This is a genomic window from Streptomyces sp. DH12 (genome assembly GCF_020873895.1).
Lineage (GTDB): Bacteria > Actinomycetota > Actinomycetes > Streptomycetales > Streptomycetaceae > Streptomyces.
In genome coordinates, this window is record NZ_JAHWGT010000057.1 from 1 (window position 1) to 26,457 (window position 26,457).

At 75.4% G+C, this 26,457-nt stretch carries 23 protein-coding genes; 17 read left to right on the forward strand and 6 right to left on the reverse strand.

Annotated elements, in window-relative coordinates:
• The 12 genes from LPA54_RS31445 to LPA54_RS31500 all read left to right on the forward strand — a co-directional run.
• Positions 1–1,082 (forward strand): sulfate adenylyltransferase subunit 1 (locus LPA54_RS31445; protein ID WP_228984171.1); only part of this gene is annotated, 1,082 nt, incomplete at its 5' end.
• On the forward strand, positions 1,079–2,530 hold the full coding sequence (locus LPA54_RS31450) for a cation:proton antiporter (RefSeq protein WP_228984174.1): 1,452 nt from the start codon (positions 1,079–1,081) through the stop codon (positions 2,528–2,530). The genes LPA54_RS31445 and LPA54_RS31450, both read left to right, overlap by 4 nt.
• Positions 2,527–3,039, forward strand: a complete 513-nt coding sequence (locus LPA54_RS31455) for a hypothetical protein (protein ID WP_228984175.1) — start codon at positions 2,527–2,529, stop codon at positions 3,037–3,039. The genes LPA54_RS31450 and LPA54_RS31455 overlap by 4 nt, the downstream gene beginning before the upstream one ends.
• 43 nt (positions 3,040–3,082) lie before the next feature.
• Positions 3,083–3,940 carry a TauD/TfdA family dioxygenase gene (locus tag LPA54_RS31460; RefSeq protein WP_228984178.1) on the forward strand — a complete coding sequence of 286 codons (858 nt, stop codon included), beginning with the start codon at positions 3,083–3,085 and terminating at the stop codon, positions 3,938–3,940.
• A gap of 42 nt (positions 3,941–3,982) precedes the next feature.
• The gene (locus tag LPA54_RS31465; RefSeq protein ID WP_228984198.1) at positions 3,983–5,023 is read left to right on the forward strand and encodes a hypothetical protein; all 1,041 of its coding nucleotides are present in this window, start codon (positions 3,983–3,985) and stop codon (positions 5,021–5,023) included.
• Entirely contained in the window at positions 5,020–6,339 is a 1,320-nt protein-coding gene (locus LPA54_RS31470; RefSeq protein ID WP_228984180.1) for an ATP-grasp domain-containing protein, read from the forward strand. The genes LPA54_RS31465 and LPA54_RS31470 overlap by 4 nt, the downstream gene beginning before the upstream one ends.
• A 29-nt stretch (positions 6,340–6,368) precedes the next feature.
• Entirely contained in the window at positions 6,369–6,890 is a 522-nt protein-coding gene (locus LPA54_RS31475) for a thiamine pyrophosphate-binding protein (protein WP_228984181.1), read from the forward strand.
• Positions 6,890–7,483, forward strand: coding sequence for a thiamine pyrophosphate-dependent enzyme (locus LPA54_RS31480; RefSeq protein ID WP_228984182.1), 594 nt, complete (start codon positions 6,890–6,892; stop codon positions 7,481–7,483). Before LPA54_RS31475 ends, LPA54_RS31480 begins: the two co-directional genes overlap by 1 nt.
• Before the next feature lie 37 nt (positions 7,484–7,520).
• A complete protein-coding gene (locus LPA54_RS31485) occupies positions 7,521–8,417 on the forward strand; it encodes an isocitrate lyase/phosphoenolpyruvate mutase family protein (RefSeq protein WP_228984183.1) in 897 nt (298 codons plus the stop codon).
• Positions 8,418–8,535: 118 nt separating this feature from the next.
• On the forward strand, positions 8,536–10,011 hold the full coding sequence (locus tag LPA54_RS31490) for an aldehyde dehydrogenase family protein (protein WP_228984184.1): 1,476 nt from the start codon (positions 8,536–8,538) through the stop codon (positions 10,009–10,011).
• A gap of 218 nt (positions 10,012–10,229) precedes the next feature.
• Positions 10,230–11,267: a LuxR C-terminal-related transcriptional regulator gene (locus tag LPA54_RS31495; RefSeq protein ID WP_228984185.1), complete on the forward strand. Its 1,038-nt coding sequence runs from the start codon at positions 10,230–10,232 to the stop codon at positions 11,265–11,267.
• An 81-nt stretch (positions 11,268–11,348) separates the two neighbouring features.
• On the forward strand, positions 11,349–11,738 hold the full coding sequence (locus tag LPA54_RS31500) for a hypothetical protein (protein WP_228984186.1): 390 nt from the start codon (positions 11,349–11,351) through the stop codon (positions 11,736–11,738).
• On the opposite strand, the gene LPA54_RS31505 is transcribed toward LPA54_RS31500, so the two are convergent.
• Complete coding sequence (locus LPA54_RS31505) at positions 11,717–12,373, reverse strand: HAD family acid phosphatase (RefSeq protein ID WP_228984187.1); 657 nt, start codon at positions 12,371–12,373, stop codon at positions 11,717–11,719. The genes LPA54_RS31500 and LPA54_RS31505 overlap by 22 nt on opposite strands.
• Before the next feature lie 138 nt (positions 12,374–12,511).
• Here LPA54_RS31505 and LPA54_RS31510 point away from each other — a divergent pair, with 138 nt between their 5' ends.
• Together LPA54_RS31510 and LPA54_RS31515 are read left to right on the forward strand one after the other, a co-directional pair.
• Complete coding sequence (locus LPA54_RS31510) at positions 12,512–13,138, forward strand: nucleoside/nucleotide kinase family protein (protein WP_228984188.1); 627 nt, start codon at positions 12,512–12,514, stop codon at positions 13,136–13,138.
• 707 nt (positions 13,139–13,845) lie between these two features.
• Positions 13,846–14,718 carry a LysR family transcriptional regulator gene (locus LPA54_RS31515; protein WP_228984189.1) on the forward strand — a complete coding sequence of 291 codons (873 nt, stop codon included), beginning with the start codon at positions 13,846–13,848 and terminating at the stop codon, positions 14,716–14,718.
• Between the two features lie 31 nt (positions 14,719–14,749).
• On the opposite strand, the gene treZ is transcribed toward LPA54_RS31515, so the two are convergent.
• Positions 14,750–16,513 (reverse strand): malto-oligosyltrehalose trehalohydrolase, encoded by a 1,764-nt coding sequence (gene treZ / locus LPA54_RS31520; RefSeq protein ID WP_228984190.1) that lies wholly within the window; start codon positions 16,511–16,513, stop codon positions 14,750–14,752.
• Between the two features lie 149 nt (positions 16,514–16,662).
• Between treZ and LPA54_RS31525 the strand changes: the two genes are divergently transcribed.
• Positions 16,663–17,214 carry a DUF1707 and FHA domain-containing protein gene (locus tag LPA54_RS31525; protein WP_228984191.1) on the forward strand — a complete coding sequence of 184 codons (552 nt, stop codon included), beginning with the start codon at positions 16,663–16,665 and terminating at the stop codon, positions 17,212–17,214.
• A 58-nt stretch (positions 17,215–17,272) separates the two neighbouring features.
• On the opposite strand, the gene treY is transcribed toward LPA54_RS31525, so the two are convergent.
• On the reverse strand, positions 17,273–19,603 hold the full coding sequence (treY, locus tag LPA54_RS31530; protein ID WP_228984192.1) for a malto-oligosyltrehalose synthase: 2,331 nt from the start codon (positions 19,601–19,603) through the stop codon (positions 17,273–17,275).
• 126 nt (positions 19,604–19,729) lie between these two features.
• Positions 19,730–21,853 (reverse strand): glycogen debranching protein GlgX, encoded by a 2,124-nt coding sequence (gene glgX, locus LPA54_RS31535; protein ID WP_228984193.1) that lies wholly within the window; start codon positions 21,851–21,853, stop codon positions 19,730–19,732.
• Between the two features lie 525 nt (positions 21,854–22,378).
• Between glgX and LPA54_RS31540 the strand changes: the two genes are divergently transcribed.
• Both LPA54_RS31540 and LPA54_RS31545 read left to right on the forward strand, forming a co-directional pair.
• Complete coding sequence (locus tag LPA54_RS31540) at positions 22,379–23,620, forward strand: SAV2148 family HEPN domain-containing protein (protein ID WP_228984194.1); 1,242 nt, start codon at positions 22,379–22,381, stop codon at positions 23,618–23,620.
• Between the two features lie 111 nt (positions 23,621–23,731).
• On the forward strand, positions 23,732–24,478 hold the full coding sequence (locus LPA54_RS31545) for an exonuclease domain-containing protein (protein WP_228984195.1): 747 nt from the start codon (positions 23,732–23,734) through the stop codon (positions 24,476–24,478).
• A gap of 139 nt (positions 24,479–24,617) precedes the next feature.
• Here the strand turns inward: LPA54_RS31545 and LPA54_RS31550 are convergent, their stop codons facing one another.
• Positions 24,618–25,448 carry an alpha/beta fold hydrolase gene (locus LPA54_RS31550; protein WP_228984196.1) on the reverse strand — a complete coding sequence of 277 codons (831 nt, stop codon included), beginning with the start codon at positions 25,446–25,448 and terminating at the stop codon, positions 24,618–24,620.
• Positions 25,449–25,503: 55 nt separating this feature from the next.
• A complete protein-coding gene (locus LPA54_RS31555) occupies positions 25,504–26,361 on the reverse strand; it encodes a phosphotransferase enzyme family protein (protein ID WP_228984197.1) in 858 nt (285 codons plus the stop codon).
• Positions 26,362–26,457 lie beyond the last annotated feature (96 nt).

Sequence of the window (26,457 nt, forward strand, 5' to 3'; positions counted from 1 at the left end):
CCGAACGCGAGCAGGGCATCACCATCGACGTCGCCTACCGCTACTTCGCCACCCCCAGGCGCCGCTTCATCCTCGCCGACACCCCCGGCCACGTGCAGTACACCCGCAACATGGTCACCGGCGCGTCCACCGCGGACCTCACCGTCGTCCTGGTCGACGCCCGCAACGGCGTCGTCGAGCAGACCCGCCGGCACGCGGCCGTCTCCGCGCTGCTGCGCGTCCCGCGGCTCGTCGTCGCCGTCAACAAGATGGACCTCGTCGGCTACGACGAGGCGGTCTTCGCCGCCGTCGCGGACGAGTTCACCGCCTACGCGCGCCGCCTCGGCGCCGCCGACGTCGTCGCGGTGCCGCTCTCCGCCCTGGAGGGCGACAACGTCGTCACCCCGTCCGCGCACATGGACTGGTACAGCGGCCCCACCCTGATGGAGCACCTGGAGGACGTCGAGATCACCGCCGGCTCCCCGGACGCGCCCGCCCGCTTCCCCGTGCAGTACGTCATCCGCCCGCAGAGCGGTGAGCACCGCGACTACCGCGGCTACGCGGGACGGCTGGCGTCGGGCGTGCTGCGGCCAGGCGACACCGTGACCGTCCTGCCCTCCGGGCAGCGCGCGACCGTCGCCGGCATCGACGTCCTCGGCACCCCGTCCTCCGTCGCGCGGGCCTCCCAGTCGGTCACCGTCCGGCTCGCCGAGGACGTCGACGTCTCCCGCGGCGACCTGATCGCGGCCGGCACCCCGCCCCGGCTCACCCGGGACGTCACCGCGACCGTCTGCCACCTCCACGAACGCCCTCTGCGCACCGGCGACAAGGTGCTCCTCAAGCACACCACGCGGACCGTGCGGGCGGTCGTCCGCGAGATCGCGTACCGCACCGACGTCGACACGCTGGGACGGCGCGACGCCGCCGGCGCCCTGGACGTCAACGACCTGGGCCGGGTCGTCCTGCGCACCGCCGAGCCCCTCGCCCTGGACGACTACGCGGACAACCGCCGCACGGGCGCCTTCCTCCTCATCGACCCGGCCGACGGCACCACGCGCTCGGCAGGGCTGGTCGGGGAGACGTCCGCCTGGGAGGCACTGTGAGCGACGTCGACCTCTTCCGGCTGTTCGCCTCCCTGATGCTGCTGCTCCTCGCGGCGCACCTCATGGGCCGGCTCTTCGCCCGGCTGCGGCAGCCGCCCGTCATCGGCGAGATCACCGGCGGGCTGCTGCTCGGCCCGTCGCTCTTCGGCCTCCTCGCCCCAGGCGCCCAGGAGTGGCTCTTCCCGCCGACCGGGCCGGCCGCGACCGGGCTGGCCCTCGTGTACCAACTCGGCGTGCTGCTGCTGATGTTCCTGGCGGGTCTGCAGATGCGGGCGGTGTTCTCCCGTCACGACGGCCGGGCGGTGCTGCTGATCGCCGTCGTCGGCATGGTCATCCCCTTCGGCTGCGGCCTGCTGCTGGTACGGGTCGTCGACCTGTCCTCGGTCGTCGGCGAGGCGGGCGACCACACCGCGCTCACGCTGGTCATCGCGTGCGCCGTCGCGATCACCAGCATCCCGGTGATCTCCCGGATCATGATGGACCTCGGCATCGCCGGGACCTCCTTCGCCCGGGTGGTGCTCTCGGTCGCCGTGCTGGAGGACATCGTCCTCAACGTGGTGATCGCGGTCGCCCTCGGCATGGTCGGCGGCGGCCCGCACGACGCCTTCGGCGCCCCGGCGCTGCTCGGCGTCGGCACGGGCGACGGGGCCATCGCGTACCACGCCCTCGTCTCCGTCGCCTTCTTCGGGCTGATGGCCGGGGCGGGCGCGCTCCTGCGCCGCACCGCGGCCCGTCCGCACGCCTCGGCGGCCGGACCGGGCCCGACCGCCGCCCCGACGACCGCCGCCCGACCGGGCGCGGACCGAGCGGGCGCGGACCGAGCGGGCGCGGACCGGTCGGGCGCGGGGGAGGGGCGGGCGCCCGGCGTCCAGGTCGCCGTGCAGGTCGCCGTGGTCCTCGGCGCCGGCGGCGCCTGCGTCTTCCTCGGCATCACGCCGATGTACGGCGCCTTCCTCGTGGGCCTGATGATGAGCTGGAGCCGGGGCGCGGGCGAGCCCGACCCGATGGCCGCCGTCCGCGGTTTCGCGACCGGGTTCTTCATCCCCGTCTACTTCGCGATCGTCGGCCTCAAACTCGACCTGGTCCACGCCTTCGACCCGCTGCTCACCCTGGCGTTCATCGCCTTCGCCTGCGTGGTCAAGGCGGCCAGCGTCTACCTGGGCGCCCGCTGGGCCGGCCGGCCGCGGTCGGGCGCGCTCAACCTCGCGGTCGCCATGAACGCGCGCGGCGGCCCCGGCATCGTCCTGGCGACCCTCGCCTACGACGCGCGGATCATCGACGCCACTCTCTTCACCACCCTGGTCCTCACCGCCGTCATCACCTCCCTGATGGCCGGCGGTTGGCTGGAGTCCGCGATCCGCCGCGGCCTGCTGCCCCGCGACGAGGACGAGGGGCCCCCGCCCGCGGCGGACCGTACCGACGACAAGATCCCGGCAGGTGCCCGATGACCCGGCCCGCGACCGTCTGCACGTGCCTCCCCGGCGCCACACTCTGGCTGACGCCCCCGGCACCCGGCACCGCCCCGACGCCCCCGACCCCGGCGCACCCGACCCCGGCGCACCCGACCCCGGCGCACCCGACCCCGGCGGGCCCGGTCCCGGCGGGCCCCGCGGGCGCCCCCGTGGCGCCCGGTGCCGCCGGTGCCGCGGCGCTGGCCGAACGGCTGCGCGCCCAGCACCGCCGCGTCGAGGTGCTGGACGGGGCCGTCGGACCGGGCGGGCCGGGGGACACCGCGGCCGCCGCCGTCCTGCGGACCGGGCTGGTGGCCGAGATCCTCGCCCGCAACGGCGTCGCCGTCCTGGTGACCGGCCTCCCGCCGGACGAGCGGGCGCTGGCGTCCGTACGCGAGCGGCACCGCGAGGGCGGGGTCCCGTTCCTCACGCTGCCGCCCAACGGGTCGCCCGACGAGCTCTACGCCGCCCTGGTCGCCAACGACCTTGCGCAACACGCCAGTTGAGCGCCCGCAGGCGTTCCCTCCTCCCGCCCAAGGGGATATGATCATGTTCGACAGCATCGCCATCGACTGCTCGGGGATGTCACCGGCGGACATCACGGCCGCGACGGTCCGGTCCGTCGCCGAGCACCGGCTCGCCTACCTCCGCGGCTTCCCGCTCGACGTCGAGCGCTACGTCGACCTGCTGGAGCAGCTGGGCGAACTCTGCCCCAACTACGCGGCCGGCTCCGCCTCGGACGCGTACGCCCTCCACCCGGCCGTCAACACGGTCCGCTGCCGGGCCCCCGAACCGGGAGCCGAACAGCGCGTCCAGGAGAAGGCCGGTTCGCTGCCCATGCACACCGGGCGCTCCTTCGCCCGGCGCCGGCCGCTGCACCTGGCCATGCTCATGGCCGACCCGGGCTGGCGCGACTTCGCACCGGGACACAACGGCGAGTCCCTGATCGTGCGCTGGGGCGACGTCCTGCGCGCCGTGCGGGAGCGCCACCCCGAGCACTGGGCGGAGGACCTGCGCCTCCTGACCGCCAACTCGGTCAGCTTCCCCGCCTCCCACCTCGACGAGGAGCCCTCCGCGCTGCCCTTCCTGTACGTGCCGGGCACGCGCCGGCTCACCCCGGTGCCGGACGACGTGGCCGTGCGCCTCCCCCAGGACGTCACCCGGCTGGGCCGGGCGGCCGAGCGGATGCCGGACGGGGAGCGCTGGTACGAGGCCGTCGTGCGGTTCAAGGCCACGGCCGACGACCCGGAGGTGCACCGGGCGTACGTCATGGAGGCCGGCGACGTCGTGGTCATCGACAACGACCGCTACGGGCACGGCCGCCAGGAGGTGGTCGCCACCCGCACCGCGCCGGACGGGGGCACGGCGGTCAATCCCCGCACCATCTGGAGCGTCAACATCCAGTGACCTCCGCCTGTCACCCCTCCCTCCCACTTCCTGGAACAGGTCATGACCAGAATCATCGCGAGTTGCACGCGCGGGACCTACGGGCTCCCCGAGGAGCTGACGGCCGTCGAGGGCCTCGGGCAGGCGGGCGACGTCGTCATCGCCCGCGTCGTCTCGGTGGGCGCCTACAAGGCCGTCGAGAACACCAGCGGCCGCGACGTCCGCGTCCGCGTCGGCGACGAGGTCGTCGGCGTGCTCGGCGAGCGCCACTCCACCACCTCCATCTACGGCGGGCTGCCCGAGGGCGGGCTGCCCGTGAAGGCCGGCGACCCGGCCGACCTGATGGCGGTCGGCGGCATCATCGGCATCGCCGCCTCCTCGCCGTCCTCCCTCGGCACGGCCACCGCCCTGGAACTGGTCGGCCTCGCCGCCGACCGCGAGGGGCGGGTGCTGCGGCTGCGGCGCAGGGCCGCCGACACGGTGCCGGCCACGCCCGTCGTGTTCGTCGGCGGCACCGCCGCCGAGGTCGGCAAGACCACCTTCGCCTCCGCCCTCGTCCACCACCTGACCGCCCGGCACGGACTGCGCGTCGGCGTCACCAAGCTGGCCGGCACCGGCCGGCTCCGCGATCTGCTGACCCTCGCCGACGCCGGCGCGCACTGCGCCGCCGACTTCGTCGACGCCGGCCTCGGCACCACGTACGGACACGGGCCCGACGCCGTCGTCGGCGCCGCCCGCCACCTCGTGGGCCGGCTCGCCGACGAGGGCGCCGAGATCGTCGTCGCCGAGCTCGGCGGCGACCTGTGGGGCGCCGGCATCCCCGACATCCTGCGCGACCCGGGCCTCGTCGCCGCCGCCCGCGCCCTGGTGCTGGTGCCGTCCGACACCATGGCCTCCCTCGGGGTGGAGACCTGGCTCGGACGCAACGACATCACCATCCCCGCCGTCCACGGCGTGCCCCACCGCAACGTCATGGCCGCCCGGGAGCGCGCCGACCGCGGCATGGGCGTGCAGCTGGTCGACCCGCACGACACGGACGACCTGGAGCGCATGGCGCGCGAGGTGCTGTTCGTGGGCCGGGAGCCGGGGGAGGGCGCTCGGTGAGCCCGGCGGAGCCGCACGTCGCGCTGCTCCTCGGCGCGGGCGGCATCTCGCCTGACGCCGCCCTGACGGCGGCCACCGAGGTCACCCGCCGGGTCACCGTGGTCTGGTACGAGGGCGGCCCCACGGCCGCCGCCGCCACCGCCCTCAAGGAGCGCTGGAGCCGGGAGTGCGCCGGCGAGTGGCTCGCCACCGGCGACCACCGCGACATCCCCGGCATGCTCGCCGACCTCCACGCGCGGCACCCGCTGCACGGCGTGGCGACCTTCGGCGAACCGCTCATCGTCGCGCAGGCCGAGGCGCAGAAGAGGCTGGGCCTGCCCGGCAACGCGCCCGGCGCCGTCCGCACCGCCCAGTCGAAGCTGGACCAGCGGCGCCGGCTGCGCGAGGCGGGCGTGGAGACGATCCGCTTCCGGGAGGTCCGCGACCAGGGCGACGTGCCGGCGGCCGCCGCCGAGGTCGGCTTCCCGGCCATCCTCAAGCCCGTCCACGGCGCGGCCAGCTTCCTCGTCAGCAAGGTCCGCGACGAGGCGGAGCTGCGCGCCCGGCTGGCCGAGGCGCTCACCGCGTACCGGCAGTCGCCGCTGCTCGACCCCGAGCCGCTGTTCGTCCTGGAACAGCTGCTCGCCGGCGAGGAGTGGTACGAGGAGTCGGGCTTCGCCGACTACGTCAGCGTCGAGTCCCTGGTGGCGGACGGCCGCGTCACGCACGTCGGCATCACCGACAAGCTCCCGCAGCACGGCTTCGTCGAGACGGGCCACGCCGCCCCCACCTCCCTGCCCGCCCACCGGCAGCGGCAGGTCCTGGACCACACCGGGCGGATCATCGAGGCCCTCGGGATCCGCTGGGGCGCGACCCACGTCGAGCTCAAGCTCACCCCCGACGGCCCCGCCTGCATCGAACTCAACGCCCGCCTCGGCGGCCCCATGGGCCACCTGCTGCGGGCCGCGACCGGCGCCGACATCGCCGCGGACGTCGTCCGGCTGGCCCTGGGCCGCCCGCCCGAGGGGGACTACGGCCGGGTCCGCCACGCCCTGTACCGCTGCGTGCCGCCGCCCGCCGAACCGGTGCGGATGACCGCGCAGACACCGCGCGAGGAACTGCTCGCCGCCTTCCCGGAGCTGGTGTTCTGCAAGACCCGCTTCGCCCCGGGCGCCGAACTCCACCCGGACCGGCCCTACAACGTCCTCACCTTCCTCGTCACCGGCGACGACATGCGCTCGTGCCTCGCCGCCGCCCGGCGGGTGGAGGACGCCTACCGGGCCGAGTACGCCCCGCTCCACGGCGCCCCCGCGTCCCCCGCGGCCGCGACCCCCTGACGCACCGACCCCACCGACGGAAGGCCGACATGCACTCCACCGCCACGGGTGCGACCGCCCGTGCCCTGCTCAGCAGCCTCGTCGACCACGGCTACACCCTGGCCACCGGCGTCCCCTGCTCCCTGCTCACCGGTGCGTTCCGCCTCCTGGAGGACCCGGGCGACGACGCCCGCCTCGCCCGGCTGCGCTACGTCGCCGCCCCCCGCGAGGACAGCGCCATCGGCATCGCCTCCGGAGCCGTCGTCGCCGGCGAGCGCGCCGTGGTCCTCATGCAGAACTCCGGGCTCGGCTACTCCCTCAACGTCATCACCTCGTTCAACCTCATCTACGACGTTCCCGTGCTGCTCGTCGTCAGCTGGCGGGGCCACGACGGCAACGACGCCGTCGAGCACGACGTGATCGGGGCGGAACTGCTGCGGCTGCTGGAGCTGTTCCGGCTCCCGTACACCGTCCTCGACCACGCCGACCCGGCCGGCTCCGTCGCCACCGTGCTCGACCTGATGGACAAGGAGCAGCGCTGCGGCGTGCTCATCGTCCGGGAAGGCATCTGATGTCCGCACCCACCCCCACCCCCACCCCCGCCGCGCCCGCGCTGACGCTCTCCGACGTCGCCGCCGAGCTGCTCGGCCGCCACCCCGACGCGGTGATCGTCTCCACCTGCGGCTTCACCACCCGGGAGCTGTTCAACGCGGCGGACCGGCCGGAGAACTTCTACCTCGTCGGCTCCATGGGCATCGCCGCCCCCGTCGCCCTCGGGATCGCCCTCGCCCGCCCGGCGCGGACGGTGATCGCCCTCGACGGCGACGGCTCCCTGCTGATGAACCTCGGCGTGCTGCCCCTGGTCGCGGGCGCCGGCGTCCCCCTGCTCCACGTCGTCGTGGACAACGGCATGCACGAGAGCACCGGCGGCCAGGCCACCGTCGGCCGCACCGACTTCACCGCCCTCGCCCTCGCCGCCGGGTACGCCCGCGCCGTACGGGTCGAGGACGCCGCCGGCCTCCGGGCGGCCGACCTGACCCCGCGGCCCGCCCTGCTGCACGCCCTCACCGGACCGCGCACCGGTGGCCCCGGACGCCGGGTGACGCACACCCCGCAGCAGATCGTCGAGCGGGTCTCCACCGCGCTCGCCCCGGCCGCCGCCTGACCTCCCGGACCCACCCACCTGTGAAGGAGTTGCCCGAATGTCGAAGACCCGTGCCCTGCGTGAAGCCCTGAACGGCCCCGCCATAGCCCGCGTCATGGGGGCGCACGGCGCCCTGAGCGCCAAGCTCGGCGAGGAGGCCGGCTTCGAGGCGATCTGGGCCAGCGGACTGGAGATCTCGGCCGCCCGCGCCATCCCGGACGCCAACATCCTCTCCATGGCCGAGTGCCTGGAGGCGGCCTCCGAGATCGCCGGCGCCGTGGGCATCCCGGTCCTCGCCGACTGCGACTCCGGCTTCGGCGGCGTCGGCAACGTCGTGCACATGATCCGCTCGTACGAGGCGCGGGGCATGGCCGGCGTGTGCATCGAGGACAAGATGTTCCCGAAGATGAACAGCTTCGTGGAGGGCAACCAGGACCTCGCCCCCATCGGCGACTTCGCCGCGAAGATCACCGCCGCCAAGGAGGCCCGCACCGACCCCGACTTCGTGGTCGTGGCGCGCATCGAGGCGCTGATCGCCGGCGCCGGCATGGACGAGGCGCTGCGCCGTGCCGCCGTCTACGAGCGGGCCGGCGCCGACGCCCTGCTCATCCACTCCAAGAAGAGCGCCCCCGACGAGGTGTTCGCCTTCCGCGAGTCCTACCGCGGCGCCCTGCCCGTCATCGTCGTGCCCACGACGTACCCGCAGGTCACCGCCGACGAGCTGACCACCCGCGGCTTCGGCGGGGTGATCTACGCCAACCAGGGGCTGCGGGCCTCGATCAGCGCCATGCGCGACGTCCTCGCCCAGATCGGCGGGGCCGGCTCGACCTACGGCGTGGAGGGTTCCATCGCCGCGCTGAAGGACGTGTTCGCGCTCCAGCGGGTCGACGAGCTGCTGACGCTCCAGCAGCGCCACGACCGGCTGACCGCCACGTACGCCGCGCCGCTCGACTGACCCCGCGCAGCGCCCGGCGCGCCCCGCGAGGCGCTGCCGCAGGTCCGCCGCCCACCGGTCCGCCCGGGTTCCCGAGCCCCGGGCGGACCGCCCCGACGCCCGCAGACGAAGGAAGAGCATGGAGCCCCGCCGCACCGCCCCCGCACCGGCCGTCGCCGAGGTGCGCAACCTCGTCGGCGACACCTGGCGCGACGCCCTGTCTGGCCGCCGCCAGGAGAACCGCAACCCCGCCCGGCTCGGCGAGGTCGTCAGCCGCAGCGCCGACTCCGACGCCGCCGACGTGCGCGACGCCGTCGCGGCGGCGGCCGCCGCGCTGCCCGCCTGGCGGGAGCTGGGCCCCGTCCGGCGCGGGGAGATCGTGATGCGCGCGGCCTCCCTCGTCCGGGAGCGCCGCGAGGAGTTCGCCGTGGCGATCACCCGCGAGCAGGGCAAGCTGCTGCGCGAGGCGCGCGGCGAGGTCGACCGGACCGTCTCGCTGATGGAGTACACGGCCGGCGAGGGGCGCCGGCTCGGCGGGGCGACCCTGCCCGCCGACGACCCGCGCACCCTGGCGCTGACCCGCCGCCACCCCCTGGGCGTGGTCGGCCTCGTCACGCCGTGGAACTTCCCGCTGGCGATCCCCGCCTGGAAGGCGGCCCCCGCCCTCGTCTCCGGCTGCACCGTCGTCCTCAAGCCGTCCCCCCTGACCCCGCACACCGCGGCGCTGCTGGTGGAGTGCCTGCTGGCGGCGGGCGCGACCGGCGGGGTCCTCAACCTCGTCCACGGGGGCCGCGCGGCGGGCGAGGCCCTGGTCGCCGAACCGGCCGTGGCGGGCATCTCCTTCACGGGCTCGGTCGAGGTGGGCCGGGCCATCCACACCGCCGGAGCCCCCCGGTTCCTGCGCACGCAGCTGGAGATGGGCGGCAAGAACGCCGCCCTGGTGCTCGCCGACGCGGACCTGGACCTGGCCGCCGACGCGATCGTCGCGGGTGCCTTCGGCCAGGCCGGGCAGCGCTGTTCGGCCACCAGCCGCGTCGTGGTCGACCGCGCCGTCCGCGACGGGCTCGTGGCGCGCCTCACCGCGAGGGCCGCGGCCCTCACCGCCGGCGACGGCCTCGACCCGGAGGCGGGGCTCGGCCCGGTCGTCTCCGAGGAGCGCCTGCGGGCCTGCCTGGACGGCGTCCGCAGGGCCGTGGCGGACGGGGCGTCCGTCGCCTGCGGCGGTGAGCGCCTCGACGGCCCGCTGGCCGACGGCTGCTTCATGGCCCCGACCGTCCTGGTGGACGTCGCACCGGACAGCTTCGTCGCCCAGGAGGAGATCTTCGGCCCGGTGCTCTCCGTCATCGACTGCGACGGCTTCGAGGACGGGCTGCGCGTGGTGAACTCCGTGCGCTACGGCATGGCCGCCGCCGTGTTCACCGCCGACCAGAGCCTCGCCCTGCGGGCCCTCGACCGGATCGACGCGGGCATGCTGCACGTCAACCGGCCCGGCGTCGGCGCCTACCCGCACATGCCGCACGTCGGCGCCAAGGAGTCCCAGTACGGCCCGGCCGAATGCTCCCCGCAGGTCTGGGACTTCTACACGGAGTGGCGCACGGCCTGCGTCAGCTACTGACCGCCCCCGTCCACCGCCTCCGCCGTCCCGGCCCGCCCCGCCGCCCGCCCCGCGGTCACCGCCGCCACCGCCCTCGCCCACGGGCGCGGACCCGCCCCGCGCCCGTACCGTGGAGGGTGGCTGGTGGATGTCCTCGGGCCCCTCTCGGAACCCCGCCCCCAGCCCTTACCATGCACGCTGGCGATATGATCAAGGCACTGGGGGAAGGTGCGTGAGCGGTGAGGCGGGTCACTGAGGCGGTGGACCACTCCGACGACGATCCCGATCAGAGGCCACTGGCGTCGCTCCTGGGCCTCCACGGGCGCAGTCTTGACGTGTACCGGCTAATCGTGTCGCAGCCGGGGTGGGGCGTCGCCGAGATCGCCGGCGACCTGGGCATGACCGAGCCCGAGGTGCGCGCCTGCCTCGACGAGCTGGCCCACCTGTCCATGCTGTACTCCGGCGGCACGGCCGCCGCGCCGGTCGCGCTCCCGCCCGGCATCGCCCTCGCCGCCCTGCTGCACCGGCGGGAACTGGAGATCCAGGCGCAGCAGACCCAGTTGGCCGCCGCCCGCGCGCTCGCCGCCGAGCTGGCCGTGACGTACTCCTCCAACTGCGGGCACCGGGGCAACATCGGGCTGGAGCGCCTCGACGACGTCGTCGCCGTCCGCTCCCGGCTCGCCGAACTCGCCACGCTCGCCAAGCACGAACTGCTCTCCTTCATGCCGGGCGGCGGTCAGAGCGAGGAGGCCCTCAACGCCAGCCGCCCCCTGGACGAGCACAGCCTCGCCGCGGGCGTGCGCATCCGCACCCTGTACCTCGACAGCGTCCGCAACGACCGGGCCACCATGGAGTACGCCCGGTGGCTCGCCGGACTCGGCGGCGAGATACGGACCATCCCCTCCCTCCCCGTCCGCCTGCTCATCGTGGACGGCACCCAGGCGCTGCTCCCCGTCGACCCCGAGAACAGCCGGGCGGGCGCGGTGGTCGTCCACGCGCCGGGCGTGCTGGCGGCACTGGTCAGCCTCTTCGAGTCGCACTGGGAGCGCGCCCGGCCGCTCGGCGCCGTCGAGTCCGCCGAGGCCGGCGAGCCGACGGCGCAGGAACGGGAACTGCTCCGGCTGCTGGAGACCGGCAGCACGGACGAGGTGGCCGCCCGCCGCCTCGGCGTCTCCCTGCGCACGGTGCGCCGGATGATGGCCGAGATCATGAGCAAACTGGGCGCCCGCAGCCGCTTCGAGGCGGGCCTGCTCGCCGCGCGCTGCGGCTGGCTGTAGGGAAGGCCGCCTGCTGTCATGGCAGTTAGAGGCCAGTCGTCCGGCTGCCCTCTTCTCGGTCGCGATGCGATCATGTTGCGCATGTACGCGATCCACATCCGGTTGGATTCCCCGGGGCGGCACGGGTTCGCCCTGGACATCGGCGCCGTCGCCCAGGAGCTCCAGCGGATCCCAGGTTGCACTGTGGAACATTTCTACGCGCATAGAGCCACGGCGGTCGCCGAGGCCGGCCCCTCCGGGGCGGGCGGCGTGCTGTACGTCCTGGGCCGGTCGCTGGAGGTCGCCGGGAACGGCGCACTCGCCGCGGTCCGCGCGGTGCTCGCCGGCGCGCCGGCCTCGGCGGCGCTGGAGACGCCCGCGCACCGGTGGGTGACCGGCCTGTGCGACGCCACGGTGCGGGTGGGGTTCGACCGCCACCGCGGCGCCGCGCCGGCCGGGCTCGGGGAGCGTCAGGAGAGCTTGCCGTCGTAGTCCGGCAGTTTGAAGGTGCGCTCGGCGTGGCCGCCCGACAGGTCGCTCGGGCGGTTGCCGATGTTCGCGATGACCGTGTAGCCCTTGGCCTCTATCTCCGCCCGCTTCTCCGTCTTGTACGCGGCGACTTCCTCGAACAGGTCGGGCAGGTCCCGGACGTACAGACCGGTCACGGGGTAGCCGACGGCCCTGAGGTTGTGCGCGGTCAGGTCGTGGATGATGCCGGGCCGGGCGGTGACGAAGAAGACGGCCACGCCGCGCGCGTGGGCGTAGCGCGCGAGGTCCAGGGCGGGGCGGACGGCCGGGGTGGGGTACTCCCAGAAGTAGTGGAAGTCCGTCTCCAGCGACGTGTTGTCGATGTCCAGGACGATCGCGAGCTTCTGGCCGGACCCGCCGGCGGTGCGCTGCTCCAGGTAGGGGCGCGCGGGGGCGAGCGCCGCGGCCACGTCGCGCTGCCAGGCGGCGTGGTCGACGCCCCGCAGCTGGGCGAGGCCGCCGTGGGCGGCGGCCGCGGCCCGCCGCTCGGCGGGCTCGGCCGGAGCGGCCGCGGTCGCCTGGGCGGGCAGGGCGAGGGCCAGGGCGGCCGAGGCGGCCAGGGCGGCGCTCCAGCGGCGTGCTCTTCCGGGTCCGTGCATGGGATCCACTCCTCTTCGGATCGGGTGGGCGGCTCCGCCACCCCGTGAATCGGCATGTTCGCGTCACATGGTGGACGGAACGCGGCCTTCCGGCTACCGATCGGTAGCCACCGGGCGAGAGACGGGACAATCGGCTCCATGGACGCGCATCGACTCGCCGGACTCACCACCCGCGCACGACAACTGGCCTCCACCGGGCGCCGCCGCATCCTCGGCCTGGCGGGCGCCCCCGGCGCGGGGAAGTCCACCCTCGCCGCCCGCCTCGTCGAACGGCTCGACGGGCTGGCCGCGCTGGTCCCGATGGACGGGTTCCACCTCGCGCAGGCCGAACTGGAGCGACTCGGCCGGGCCGCGCGCAAGGGCGCCCCCGACACCTTCGACACCGCCGGATACGCGGCCCTGCTCGCCCGGCTGCGCACCCCCGAGCCGGGCGTCACCGTGTACGCGCCGGCCTTCGACCGGGACCTGGAGGAGCCCGTCGCTGGCAGTGTCCCCGTCCCGCCCGAGGTCCCGCTCGTCGTCACCGAGGGCAACTACCTGCTCCACGACGACCCCGCGTGGGCACCGGTACGGGCGCTGCTGGACGAGGTCTGGTTCGTGGAGACCGACGACCGGCTCCGCGTCCGGCGCCTCGTCGAGCGGCACGTCGCCCACGGCAAGGACCGCGCCCGCGCCGAGCGCTGGGTCCGCGAGTCCGACGAGGCGAACGCCCGCCTCGTCGCCATGGGCCGCGACCGCGCCGACCTCGTGGTCCACCTGCCCTGACCCCGTCCGCCCCCGCCGCGACGTCACGAGGCCGCCCCCGCCCGCCTGACACACCGACGACCCCGACGGGCCGCCCGGCGTGGCGCGTCCCCCCGCGCCGCTCACCGCCCGTCCGGCCGCCTACCGCCGCTTGGGGCTCCGGACGACACCGGCCGCGGCGGTCGTGGCGAAGACCCATCCCAGGGCGACGAGGAGGACGGCCGGCCACCGGTGGGCGCCGGTGGGCGCGAACGCCTTCCCCCGGCCGAAGTCGACGACCGGGGGCAGCAGGTCCGCTGTGTGGACGGGGGCGTCGAAGGGGACCCCTTGCCCGCGTCGGCTCCTGGCGGCTCGTCGGCCGCCGAGACGGCGGCGCGGAGCAGGGAGCAGTGCCGGCAGCCAGGTGACCGCGCGGGCCGGGCCGGTGGCCGTAGCCGGTGGTCACGTCCTGGAGGTGTCCCCACACCCGGGCCGCCGCGGCAGGGGTAGGGCGGTGCCCGCGCTGCGCCGCGTAGCGGTACGGTGCGCGCTGCGCCCTCCTCGCCCGCGTCCCGGTGGTCAGTGGTCACGGGCGAGTCGTTCGCAGCCGTGGGACAGGAAGCCGCCTGGTCGCCTCCACCGGCGGCGGCCGCCGGTGGCAGGCGACCAGGCCCGTGCCTGCGGGCGGCGGCCGGGGGATGGTGGCGGCCCGGGGCATGCGACGGGCCCGGGCCGTCCAGACTGGGGGTATGGACCCCGACCTGCTGCGCTCGTTCGTGACGGTGACCCGGCTCGGCTCCTTCTCGGCGGCCGCCCGCGAGCTCGGCCGCAGCCGGTCCGCGGTCGCCCGGGACGTCGCCGCCCTCGAACGGGACCTGGGCCTGCCCCTGGTCACCCGTCGGCCCGTCGTCCCCACCGTGGCGGGCGCCCGGCTCCTGGAGCACGCCGTACCGCTGCTGCTCCGCCTCGACGCGGCCCGCGCGGAACTCGCCCGGCTCGCCGCCGCGCCGGAGGCCGCGCTGGCCGTCGCCGCCTCACCGCTCGCCGTCGACCCCCGGCTGCTCGCCGCGCTGCCCACCGCCACCGCCCGCGTCACCCTGGCGGTCCTGCCCCGCGAGGCGGTCCGCGCCGCGCTCGCCGCGGGCACCGCCGCCCTCGGCCTCGTCGACCGGCTCGACGTGCCCGGCGACCCGGCCGACGACGGACCCGACGCCGCGGGCCCCGCGGCCACCCGCGTCGCCACGGCCCCCCTCGCCCTGCACCTGCCCGCCGGGGACCCCCTCGCCCACCGGGCCGGCGTCCGCCTCGGCGACCTGGCGGCCGCCCGCTGGATCGACGCGCCGGACGCCGGGATCCCCCTCGACCGGCTCCGCGCCGCCCACGGCACGTACGGATTCCGGCCCGCGCTGCGCTACGACGGCACCGACGTCCGCGCTCTGACCTCCCTCGCCGCGGCCGGGCACGGACTGGCGCTCCTCCCGCGGACCGTACCGGCCGCGCCCGGCGCCGCCGCCGTACCGCTCGTCGAACCGGCGCTCGTCCACCGCGTGGAGCTCCTGCACGCCGCCGCCCCGACGGGCCCCGCGGCCGAACTGGCCGACCGGCTGGCGCGCGCCCGCTGACCGGCCGCGCCCCGGCCCGCCAGGCCCGGCGTCAGCGGTCCGCCAGCACCACGCACGACTCGGCGGGCAGCACCAGCACCCCGCCCTCCCCCTCCGGCGGTTCCAGCGGCTCCCACGCGGCCAGCACCCGCACGCCGTCGCGGCCCAGCGGGATCCGGGCCGGCGCCGAGCCGAGGTTCACCGCCACCCGCACGTCGCCGCGGCGGTACGCGAGCCAGCGGGCCTCCTCGTCGTACGCCAGGCGGATGCCCGCGAGGTCCGGGTCGGTGAGGTCCGGCAGCTCCGCCCGCAGGGCGATGAGCCGGGTGTGCCACTCCAGGAGCCGGGCGTGCGGCTCGCGCCGCGGCTCCGACCAGTCCAGGCAGGAGCGCTCGCGTGTCGCCGCCTCCTGCGGGTCCGGCACCTCCTCCTCCTTCCAGCCGTGCGCCGCGAACTCCCGCCGCCGCCCGGTGCGCACCGCCTCCGCGAGCTCCGGGTCGGTGTGGTCGGTGAAGAACTGCCACGGCGTCCCCGCGCCCCACTCCTCGCCCATGAACAGCATCGGCGTGAACGGCCCGGTGAGGACGAGCGTCGCCGCGCACGCCAGCAGGCCGGGGGAGAGGGACGCCGACAGCCGGTCGCCCTGCGCCCGGTTGCCCACCTGGTCGTGGGTCTGGGCGTAGCCGAGGAAGCGGTGGGCGGGCACCGTCGCCACGTCGACCGGGCGGCCGTGCGTACGGCCCCGGAAGGTCGAGTAGGTGCCGTCGTGGAAGAAGACATGGCCCAGGGTCTTCGCCAGCGCGTCCAGCGGCCGCCGCGCGAAGTCGGCGTAGTACCCCTGGGACTCGCCCGTCAGCGCGGTGTGCAGCGCGTGGTGGAAGTCGTCGTTCCACTGGGCGTGCAGTCCCAGGCCCCCGGCCTCGCGGGGGGTCGTCGTGCGCGGGTCGCACAGGTCCGACTCGGCGATCAGGAAGTGCTCGCGGCCCTGCTCCGCCGCCAGTTCGTCGACCGCGGCCGACAGCTCCTCCAGGAACGTCAGCGCCCGGGTGTCGGCGAGCGCGTGCACCGCGTCCAGCCGCAGCCCGTCGACGCGGTAGTCGCGCAGCCAGGACAGCGCGCTGCCGAGCAGGAACGCCCGCACCTCGTCCGAGCCCGGCGCGTCCAGGTTGACCGCCGAGCCCCACGGCGTGTGGTGGGTGTCGGTGAAGTAGGGGCCGAAGACCGGCAGGTAATTGCCGGACGGACCCAGGTGGTTGTGGACCACGTCCAGCACCACGCCGAGCCCCAGTCCGTGCGCGGCGTCCACGAACCGCTTGAGCGCCGCGGGCCCGCCGTACGGCTCGTGGACCGCCCACAGCGACACGCCCTCGTACCCCCAGCCGTGCCGGCCGGGGAAGGGGCACAGCGGCATCAGCTCCACATGGGTGACGCCCAGCCGCACCAGGTGCTCCAGCCGCCCGGCCGCCGCGTCCAGGTCGCCCTCCGGGGTGTACGTCCCGACGTGCAGCTCGTACAGGACCGCCTCGCGCAGCCCCCGCCGCGGCGGCTCGTGGCGCCACTCGTGGGCGCCGTGGTCGACCACCGCGCTGCGTCCGTCCGGCCCGTCCGGCTGCCGCCGCGACCGCGGGTCGGGCAGCACCGGACCGCCGTCGAGGGAGAACCCGTACCGGGTCCCGTCGGGGACGCCGCCGTCACCGCCCAGCAGGGCCGTCCACCACCCCTCACGGGCCGGGTCGCGCTCCATCGGGTGCCGGGCACCCGCCAGTTCCAGCTCCACCCGCTCGCGGGCGTTCGGCGCCCACACCTCGAACAGCACTGGCGATCCCCTCGTCGTCGGACGGCTCATCGGTACCGCGCCCCCATCCTGGCAAGGCGGGGATCCGGAAGCACGGCACTTGGCCGATCGGACCCCGCGGCGGGCACCCGTCTGGACACCCCGGGGCCCCGGAGCCGACAATCACCTGTGTGACGTCGCCTTTCGAGCCCCAGACCCACCCCGCCCGGCTGTCGGACGCCGAGCGGGACGGCGCGCTGGAGCTGCTCCGCGAGGGCGCGGTCCAGGGCAGGCTGTCCCACGACACGTTCCTGCGCCGCATGGAGCTCGCCCTGGTCGCCCGCCACTCCGAGGAGCTGGCGGCCCTCACCGACGACCTGCGCGAGCAGCCCGGCGGCTGGTCGCGGCGGCTGTTCGGCGCCGTCGAGCGGATGTCCGCGTTCACGGTCCGGCTCGGCCGGGCCTGGCAGGCGGAGCGGCTGCCGAAGCTGCTCCTGCCGGAACCGGGCCCGTACCCGCTGCGCATAGGCCGCGACCCGGTCAACGGACTGCGCCTCAGCCACGAGACGGTCTCCCGCCTGCACGCCGAACTCGGCATGCAGGGCGGGCTGTGGATGCTGCGCGACCTCAACAGCACCAACGGCACCACCGTCAACGGCCGCCGCGTCACCGGCACCGTCGTCGTGCAGCCGGGTGACATGGTCTCGTTCGGCCGGATGGCCTTCCGCCTCGACGCCCGCTGACGTACCGGCCGACGCCCGCCGCCCCGACCGCTCGACGCCCGCCGGCCCGTACGCGGGGTCACTCCGTACGGCTGAGCAGGGCCACCGGCCGCTCGGCGAACAGCTCCGCCAGCGGCACGGGCCGCCCGCCCTCGACGACCCGGCTGCCGCCCAGGCCGTCCGCCCACCGGCCCTCCGGCAGGGTCAGCGCGGTGTCGCCCCAGCCGCCCCGCTCCGCCAGCCGCAGCGACAGCCGCGTCACCGCCGTCACCACCCGGTCCGACCGGACGAACGCCACGCAGTGCTCCGCGGCCTCTCCGGACGCCGCGAGCGGCATGTACGTCCCCGCCGGGCCGAACACCTCCGGCAGGTCGCGCCGCAGCCCGAGCGCGGCCCGCGTCACGGCGGTCTTGCCGTCCGCCCGCGGCTGGGTGAACGGCGCCCGGTTGTCGGGGTCCACCAGCGCCTCGTAGACGGCTTCCGTGCCCTGGTACAGGTCCGGCACGCCCGGCATCGTCAGGTGCACCAGCGCCGCGCCCAGCACGTTCGCCCACACGTGCGGCTCCACCTCCGCCGCCAGCTCCGCCACCACGTGCTGCGGCGACCCCGCCGGGCCGTCGGCCACGAACGCCGCCACGGCCTCCTCGTACACCGGGTCCTGCTCCGTCCAGCCCGTGTGCAACCCCGCCTCGCGGGCCGCCTTGAGCAGCGCCCCCTCCAGGCGCTCGCGCGCCGGCCGCCCGAGGCCCAGGCAGGACTGCCACGCCGACCACGCCAGCTGCCCGTCGGGCGCGGCCACGCGCGCCACGTCACCGAGGAGCTTCGCCCACCGGCCGGGGCACTGCGACAGGACCGCGATCCTCGCCCGCACGTCCGCGCTGCGCTTGGTGTCGTGGGTCGACAGCACCGTCCCCGTCGCCGGCCAGTCGCGGGCGACGCGGGCGCAGTACGCGTGGAACTCCTCCGGCGACACGGCCGGCCGGCCCGGCTCGCCGCCCACCTCGTTCGCCGACAGCAGCGGCACGTACCGGTAGAACGCCGTGTCCTCCACCGACTTGGCCCGCAGCGCGGACGAGGTCTGCGCGAACCGCGCGCGGAACGCCCGCTGGTCGGGGCCGTCGCCCAGCCGGCCCAGCGCCAGCTCCCGTACGACGTCCACGGCGGCGGCCTCCTCCGGCACGGTGAACGTCTCCTTCGCGGCCCGCGCCGCCGCCTCGGTCAGCACCTCCTCCGCGCCGCCCCGCGGGTAGGGCCGGTAGACCGGCACCCGGATGAGCAGCTCGCGGACGGCGGCCCGCAGCGCCCACGGCGCGTGGTCGCGGAGCCCGGGGTAGGCGGCGCAGACCCGCTCCGCCGTCCGCGTCAGGTACGCCACCTCGGCGGCCAGCTCGTGCGTGACCACCCGGTACGCGGCCCGGCGGGCCGTCGCCTCCCAGTACCCGCCGCGGTCGCCGGGCGGGGCGGCGAACCTGCGGTACACGTCGGCCAGTTCCTCCGCTCCCGCGCCGTCCACGAACAGCCCGTCGATCCGGCGCAGCGCGTCGTACCCCGTGGTACCCGCCACCGGCCAGGTGGCCGGGAGCCGCTCGTCGCCGGTGAGGATCTTCTCCACCACCGTCCAGCACTCCCCGCCGGTCGCCGCCTCCAGGGTGCGCAGGTACGCCTCCGGGTCGGCCAGCCCGTCCGGGTGGTCGATGCGCAGGCCGTCGACGACGCCGTCCCGCACCAGTTCGAGGATCTTGGCATGGGTGGCCTCGAACACCTCCGGGTCCTCCACGCGCACCCCGATGAGGTCGGAGACGGTGAAGAAGCGCCGGTAGTTCAGCTCCGTGCGGGCCAGCCGCCACCACGCCGGGCGGTACCACTGGGCGTCCAGCAGCTCCGCCAGCGGCAGCCCGGCCGTGCCCGGGCGGAGCGGGAAGACCTGCGGGCCGCACCGCAGCACCTCCGCTTCGGCGTCGACCTCCAGGTCCTCGGCGAGCTCGCCGATCCGCTTCGGGAGCACCGGCAGCAGCACCCTGCCGCCGCCCGCCTCCCAGTCGATGTCGAACCAGCGGGCGTACGGCGAGGCGGGCCCGTCGCGCAGCACCTCCCACAGGGCCCGGTTGTGGGGCAGCGCGGCCGCCATGTGGTTGGGCACGAGGTCGACGACCAGGCCCAGGCCGTGCGCCCGCGCGGCGTCGGCGAGGTCGCGCAGCCCCTCCTCGCCCCCGAGCTCCTCCCGGACCCGTCCGTGGTCGGTCACGTCGTAGCCGTGCGTCGACCCGGGCACCGCCTCCAGGATCGGCGACAGGTGCAGGTGGGAGACCCCGAGCGAGGCGAGGTAGGGCACCGCGCCGGCGGCCGCCCGGAACGGGAAGTCCGGCTGGAGCTGGAGCCGGTACGTGGCGAGGGGCGTGTGGGAGGTCATGCGAACGTACGTACCCGCCGACACGGCGCGTCTCCCCTCGCTCGATGCGACTACCCCGTTCGGAGCATCCCCGTCCCGACGGCCGGGCCCCGCGCCGTGTCCTTCACGACCCCGCCGCGCCACGGCCTACGCCGGGCGGCGCAGGACGGTCAGGCTCCGGCCGACCACGGTCAGCCGGTCGCCCGCCGCCACCTTGTCGCCCTGCCCCGGCTCGACGCCCTCCGGCACGGCCGTGTCCACGACGACCTGCCACTGGCGGCCGTGGTTGACGGGCACGGTGAACTCCAGGTCCTCGGCCGCGGCGTTGAACATGAGCAGGAACGAGTCGTCGGAGATCCGCTCTCCGCGCGGCCCCGGTTCCGAGATGGCGTGGCCGTTGAGGAAGACCGTCAGCGCCTTGGCGTGGGCGGCCTGCCAGTCCCGCGCCGTCATCTCCCGGCCGTCCGGGACGAACCATGCGATGTCCGACAGGTCGTCGTGGGTGCCCTCCACCGGCCGCCCGTGGAAGAAGCGGCGGCGCCGGAAGACGGGGTGGTCGCGGCGCAGCCACACCATCGACCGGGTGAACTCCAGCAGCGACCTGGCCTCCTCCGCCTCCCCGTCGGGCCAGTGCACCCACGACAGCTCGCCGTCCTGGCAGTAGGCGTTGTTGTTGCCGTGCTGGGTGCGGCCGAACTCGTCGCCGTGGCTGAGCATCGGCACGCCCTGGGAGAGCATCAGCGTGGCGATGAAGTTGCGCATCTGGCGCATCCGCAGCGCGCGGATGCCCTCGTCGTCGGTCTCGCCCTCCGCGCCGCAGTTCCACGAGCGGTTGTGGCTCTCGCCGTCGCGGTTGCCCTCGCCGTTGGCGTCGTTGTGCTTCTCGTTGTACGAGACGAGGTCCCGCAGTGTGAAGCCGTCGTGGCAGGTCACGAAGTTCACCGAGGCCAGCGGCCGCCGACCGTCGTCCTGGTACAGGTCGGACGAGCCGGTGAGGCGGGAGGCGAACTCGGCCAGCGTGCGCGGCTCGCCCCGCCACAGGTCGCGGACGGTGTCGCGGTACATGCCGTTCCACTCGGTCCACAGCGGCGGGAAGTTGCCCACCTGGTAGCCGCCCTCGCCGACGTCCCACGGCTCGGCGATCAGCTTCACCTGGCTGACCACCGGGTCCTGCTGCACCAGGTCGAAGAACGACGACAGCCGGTCCACCTCGTGGAACTGGCGGGCCAGCGTCGCCGCGAGGTCGAAGCGGAAGCCGTCGACGTGCATCTCCGTCACCCAGTACCGCAGCGAGTCCATGATCAGCTGGAGGACGTGCGGGGACCGCATGAGCAGCGAGTTCCCGGTGCCGGTGGTGTCCATGTAGTAGCGCGGGTCGTCCTCGACCAGCCGGTAGTACGAGGTGTTGTCCAGGCCGCGGAAGGAGAGCGTCGGACCCAGGTGGTTGCCCTCGGCGGTGTGGTTGTAGACCACGTCGAGGATGACCTCGATGCCCGCCTGGTGCAGGGCGCGCACCGCCGACTTGAACTCCAGCACCTGCTGCCCGCGGTCGCCCCACGAGGCGTAGGCGTTGTGCGGGGCGAAGAATCCGATGGTGTTGTAGCCCCAGTAGTTCGCCATGCCGGCGTCCGCGAGGCGGTGGTCCTGGACGAATTGGTGCACCGGCATCAGTTCGATCGCCGTGACGCCCAGCTCCGTCAGGTGCTCGATGATCGCCGGGTGGGCGAGCCCGGCGTACGTGCCCCGCAGCTCCTTGGGCAGCGCCGGGTGCAGCATGGTCAGGCCCTTGACGTGCGCCTCGTAGATCACGGTCCGGTGGTAGTCCGTGCGCGGCGGCCGGTCGTCGCCCCAGTCGAAGTACGGGTTGACCACGACGGACGACATGGTGTGCGGCGCGGAGTCCAGGTCGTTGCGGGAGTCCGGCTTGCCGAAGTGGTAGCCGTACACGGCCTCGCCCCAGTCGACGGACCCGGCGATGGCGCGCGCGTACGGGTCGAGGAGGAGCTTGGAGGAGTTGCACCGGGCCCCCTGCTCGGGCGCGTACGGCCCGTGCACGCGGAACCCGTACCGCTGGCCCGGCATCACCCCGGGGAGGTACGCGTGCCGCACGAAGGCGTCGCTCTCACGCAGCTCGACCGCGGTCTCCGAGCCGTCCTCGTGCAGGAGGCACAGCTCGATGCGGTCGGCGGCCTCCGAGAAGACCGCGAAGTTGGTTCCGGCGCCGTCGTAGGTGGCACCGAGGGGATACGCCTGTCCCGGCCAGACCTGCATAGATAAGACTCTTCCATTCCGATCCGGCTGATGGGGTCACTTCCGGCTGATGGGGGTCACTGACCGATCCTCCACGAAAGTCGCGCGCCCGCCTAGGACGCCGGACGGTCCTACCGGGTGACCGGGAATACGGCTCGTTGCGGTGGTCTGGCCGGAAAGCGCCCCTTCCGGGCGCCCCGCGGGCCGCCGCGGCGGCGGCGGACGGCGCCCGCGCCCGCCCGCCGACCCGCGCCGGCCGGCCCGGCCGCGCGGCCCCGTCAACCGGGCGCGGCCCCGGGTCCCCCCGGTCGGGGGGTCCTCGCCCGGACCGCGCGCGCCGGTCGACCGCCGGGGGCGGCGCCCCGGGGCGCGCGGCCCACCACTATGAATCACCTCACCCCTCCTACCCCGCCACCCCGGAACCACCGCCTCCGCCACGGAGGTTGGGAAAGAACCACGCGCATCCGGCTGCACCGGCTCCCCCTCCCGGAGTACCCTTCCTTGATCGTTGGAGACGGGCGTTCGGAACCAGAAGGCGGTGCGCGGGTGAGCTCGGGAGGGCTGGAGCTGCCCCCAGGTGACTCAGGTCATGAAGGGGACTCCACTGACTCCGCTGATGTCCCGCCCGGCGCGGTCTCACTCGCCCGGCCCCTGGAGATCGGCGCGGAGCTGGAGTGGGACGCCCAGGACTGGAGCGAGGTGCGCACCCGCGCCCAGCGCGCCGGGCGCGCCTACATCTGGCTGAATCTGGTCGAACAGCGTCTGCGGGCCGTGGTGGCCGCCGTCCTCCGGCCGATCTACGAGCCCATGCACGGAGACGACTGGGTCGTCTCCGCCGCCGGCCCCGCCGGACAGGAGTGGGTGCAGCGGGCCGTCGCCGTCCGCGAGGTCTCCCGCCGCAAGGGCTACCTCCTGGACCCCGCCGACGACAACGTCCTCAGCTTCCTCACCCTGCCCCAGCTGCGCGAGCTGATGGTCCAGCACTGGCCCTGCTTCGAGCCGTACTTCGACGACCGCCGCGAGCTGGAGCTGGCCCTCGACGAGCTGGAGGTCACCCGCAACGTCGTCTCCCGCAACCGCGCCCTGTCGCGGACCGTCCTCGACCAGTCGGAGCGCGCCTCCGCCCGGCTCCTGGAGATCCTGGGCAGCGGCGCGGGCGTGCCCTCCGCGCACCGGCTGCCCGTCGACGCCGTCGAGGACCTCGTGGGGGACCGGTACGCCGACGTGGTCTCCGTCCACCCCGACCGCGTGCGCCTCCAGCGGCAGATGCCCGCCGAGGACCTCTTCGGCGGCGCCCGGCGCGTCGACGCCATCGGCATAGGTCTCAACCTGCTCGTGCAGAACTTCTCCGGGCGGCGCCTCGTGCGGCTCGCGGAGTCCGGGTGCCGGATACGGCTGCTGTTCCTCAACCCGGCGAGCAGCGCCGTCAAGCGGCGCGAGCGGGAGCTCGGCATCCGCAAGGGCGAGCTCAGCCGGTCCGTGGAGATGAACATCCTGCACATGCGGCGGGTCCGCTCCAAGCTGCGCGACCCGGGCGCCTTCGAGATCCAGGTGTTCGACGACACCCCCCGCTTCACGGCCTACCTGGTGGACGGCGACGGCCCCGACGGCGTCGGCATCGTCCAGTCCTACCTCCGCCGCGCCCGCGGCATGGAGGCGCCCGTACTCGTCCTGCGGGGCGCCCGCCGGCCCCTCGTCACCCCGTCGGGGGAGGCAGACCACGGCCTGTTCGAGACGTACCGCGAGGAGTTCGAGTCGTTCTGGGCGGATTCGCGCCCCGTCTCCTGACGGCGGCCGCCCCACGGCTCCCCGGGCGGCGTTGTCAGTGCCGCGTGCGAGGGTGAAGGCCCACTGGGGGAGGGCGCCGCGCGGACCGCGGCGCCGTGAAGGAGGTGCGGCATGGGCTGGCACGGGGAGACACTGGTCGGCTTCGACCTGGAGACGACGGGCACGGAGCCCTTCGAGGCGCGGATCGTCACGGCCGCCGTCGTCGAGGTGCGCGGCGGGCGCACCCTGGCGCGCCGCGAGTGGCTCGCCGACCCCGGCGTCCTCATCCCCGCGCAGGCGTCGGCGATCCACGGCATCAGCAGCGAGCAGGCCGCCGCCCGGGGCCGCCCCGCCCGGGACGTGGCCGACGAGGTCGCCGACGCCCTCGCCGGGTACTGGCGCCGGGGCGTGCCGGTCGTCGCGTACAACGCCGCCTTCGACCTGACGCTGCTGACCGCCGAGTTGCGCCGCCACGGGCTGCCGTCGCTGAGCGAGCGGCTGGGCGGCGCGCCGATCGGCCCCGTCGTCGACCCGTACACCATCGACCGCGCCGTCGACCGCTACCGGCGCGGCAAGCGGAACCTGGAGGCGGTCTGCGCCGAGTACGGCGTGGTGCTCGACGACGCCCACGAGGCGGCCGCCGACGCGCTCGCCGCCGTGCTGGTGGCCTGTGCGATAGCCGAGCGGCACACCCGTGTCGCGGAGCTGTCCCCGGCCCGGCTGCACACCCATCAGATCGAGTGGTACGCCGCGTGGGCGACGGACTTCCAGGCGTTCCTGCGCCGCCAGGGCAGCCCCGACGCCGTGGTCGACCCCGACTGGCCGGTACGGCGGCCCGCCGCCGCACCGGCACCCGACTCCGCGCCGGTCGCCGGCTGAGCGCACCGCGCTCGACCGGCCGCCCCCGGGGACCCGCGGCGAGGCCCCGCGACGGCCAGGCCCGGCAGCCGGGACCGCCCCGCCGGCGGCGCCCGCCTTGAGGCGGCGTCCGCCCGGAGCCCGGCGCGGGCCGGTCGCGTCAGGAGTGCTCGGCGAGGAAGTCGAGCAGCAGCGCGTTCACCCGCTCGGCCGCGTCCAGCTGGAGCCAGTGCCCGGCGCCCTCGATCCGCTCGTACCGCCACGGGCCCGCGACGTACTTGCCGGTGCCCGCCATGGACGCCTCCGTGAGGAACCGGTCCCGGCTGCTCCACAGCCCCAGCACCGGCCCCGGCAGCGGCGGCAGCGGCCCCTCCGGGCCGAACAGCACCTCCGGCGGCAGCCCTGCCCGGTAGACGGCGAGCGCCGCGGTCAACGCCCCCGGCTCCGCCAGCCGGGCCAGCACCTCGTCGGCGTCCGGGTGCTCCGCGAGGAACTCCCGCGCCTTCGCCGCCCCGTCCCGCAGCAGCCACTCCTCGGCCAGACCCGCGTGCTGGAACAGCAGCATGTACCAGGACAGGCTGCGCTGCTCCCAGCCCGCGTCCCACAGGGCGCCCAGGTGGCCCACCGACAACAGCGACAGGCTCGCCACCCGCTCGGGCGCGCGCATGGCCAGCTGCTGGACTATCCCCGACCCCCAGTCGTGCCCGACCAGGTGGACCCGCCCGACCTCCAGCCGGTCGAGCAGCTCCAGCAGGTCCCCGGCCGAGCGGGCCGGGGCGTACGCCGCGGTGTCCGCGGGCCGGTCCGAACCGCCGAAGCCGCGCAGGTCCGGGGCGATCACGCGGTACCCGGCGGCGGCCAGGGCCGGCACCTGGCGGCGCCAGCAGGCGTGCGTGTCCGGGAAGCCGTGCACCAGCAGCACCGCCGGACCCCGGCCGCCACCCTCCCGGACCTCGAACTCCAGCGCCACCTCGGTGAGTTGGACACGCATCGACAGCCCTCCGCTCTGAGCGATCACACCTCGGGCCGGCCAGTCTGCCACCCCGTCAGAACGGGTACCAGCGCACCTCCGCGTCGCCGTCCCGCAGCGACGCCACCCGACGGCGGAACTCGGCCAGCGCGGCCGGGTTCACCGGCGCGTGCTGCGCCACCCAGGCGCAACTGGCCGTCTCCCGTGCCCCGCGCAGCACCGCGCACCCCTCCCACTCGCGCACGTCCCACCCGTACGCGGTGGTGAACGCGTCGTACGCCGCCGGGTCCAGCCCGTACCGGTCGCGGGCCAGGGCGAGCACCACCAGGTCGTGCTCGCGCAGGTCCGCGGAGAACGTCTCCAGGTCGACGAGGACCGGGCCGTCCGGGCCGACGTGCGCGTTGCGGGGGAGCGCGTCCCCGTGGATCGGGCCCGGCACGAGCCGCGGCACCAGCCCGGCCGCCGCCGCGGCGAACCCGTCCCTCCGCTCCCGCAGGAAGGCGGCGTCCTCGGGGTCGACCGCCTCCCCGGCCAGCCGCAGCCAGCGCTCCACCCCGCCGAGCAACTCCCGGCGCGGCAGCGGGAAGGGCGGCGCGGGCAGCTCGTGCACCAGCCGCAGCAGCGGGGCGAGGTCCCGGGGCTCGGCCGGGCGGGCCGCGTCGGGCAGCCGGTGCCACACGGTCACCGGGTGGCCGTCCACCAGCCGCGCCTCGCCCTCCGCCGCCCGCACTGCCGGAACGCCCGCCTCCGCCAGCCACGCGGCGACCGCCACCTCGCGCCGCGCCCGCTCCAGCAGCTCGGCGTCCCGACCGACCTTCACGACCAGGCCGCCGACCGCGAACACCGCGTTCTCGCCCAGGGACAGCAGCGTCGCGCCGCCGCTCCCCGCGTACCCGGCCGCGTCCAGGACCGCCCGCGCCCGTACCTCGTCCATACCGCCGCCTCGCCCCTCGCGCTCCCGTACCGCGCGCCGCCCACCGCGCCGCGCCGCCGGCCAGTCTCGCACCCGCCCCGCCCGCCCTACCCGCAC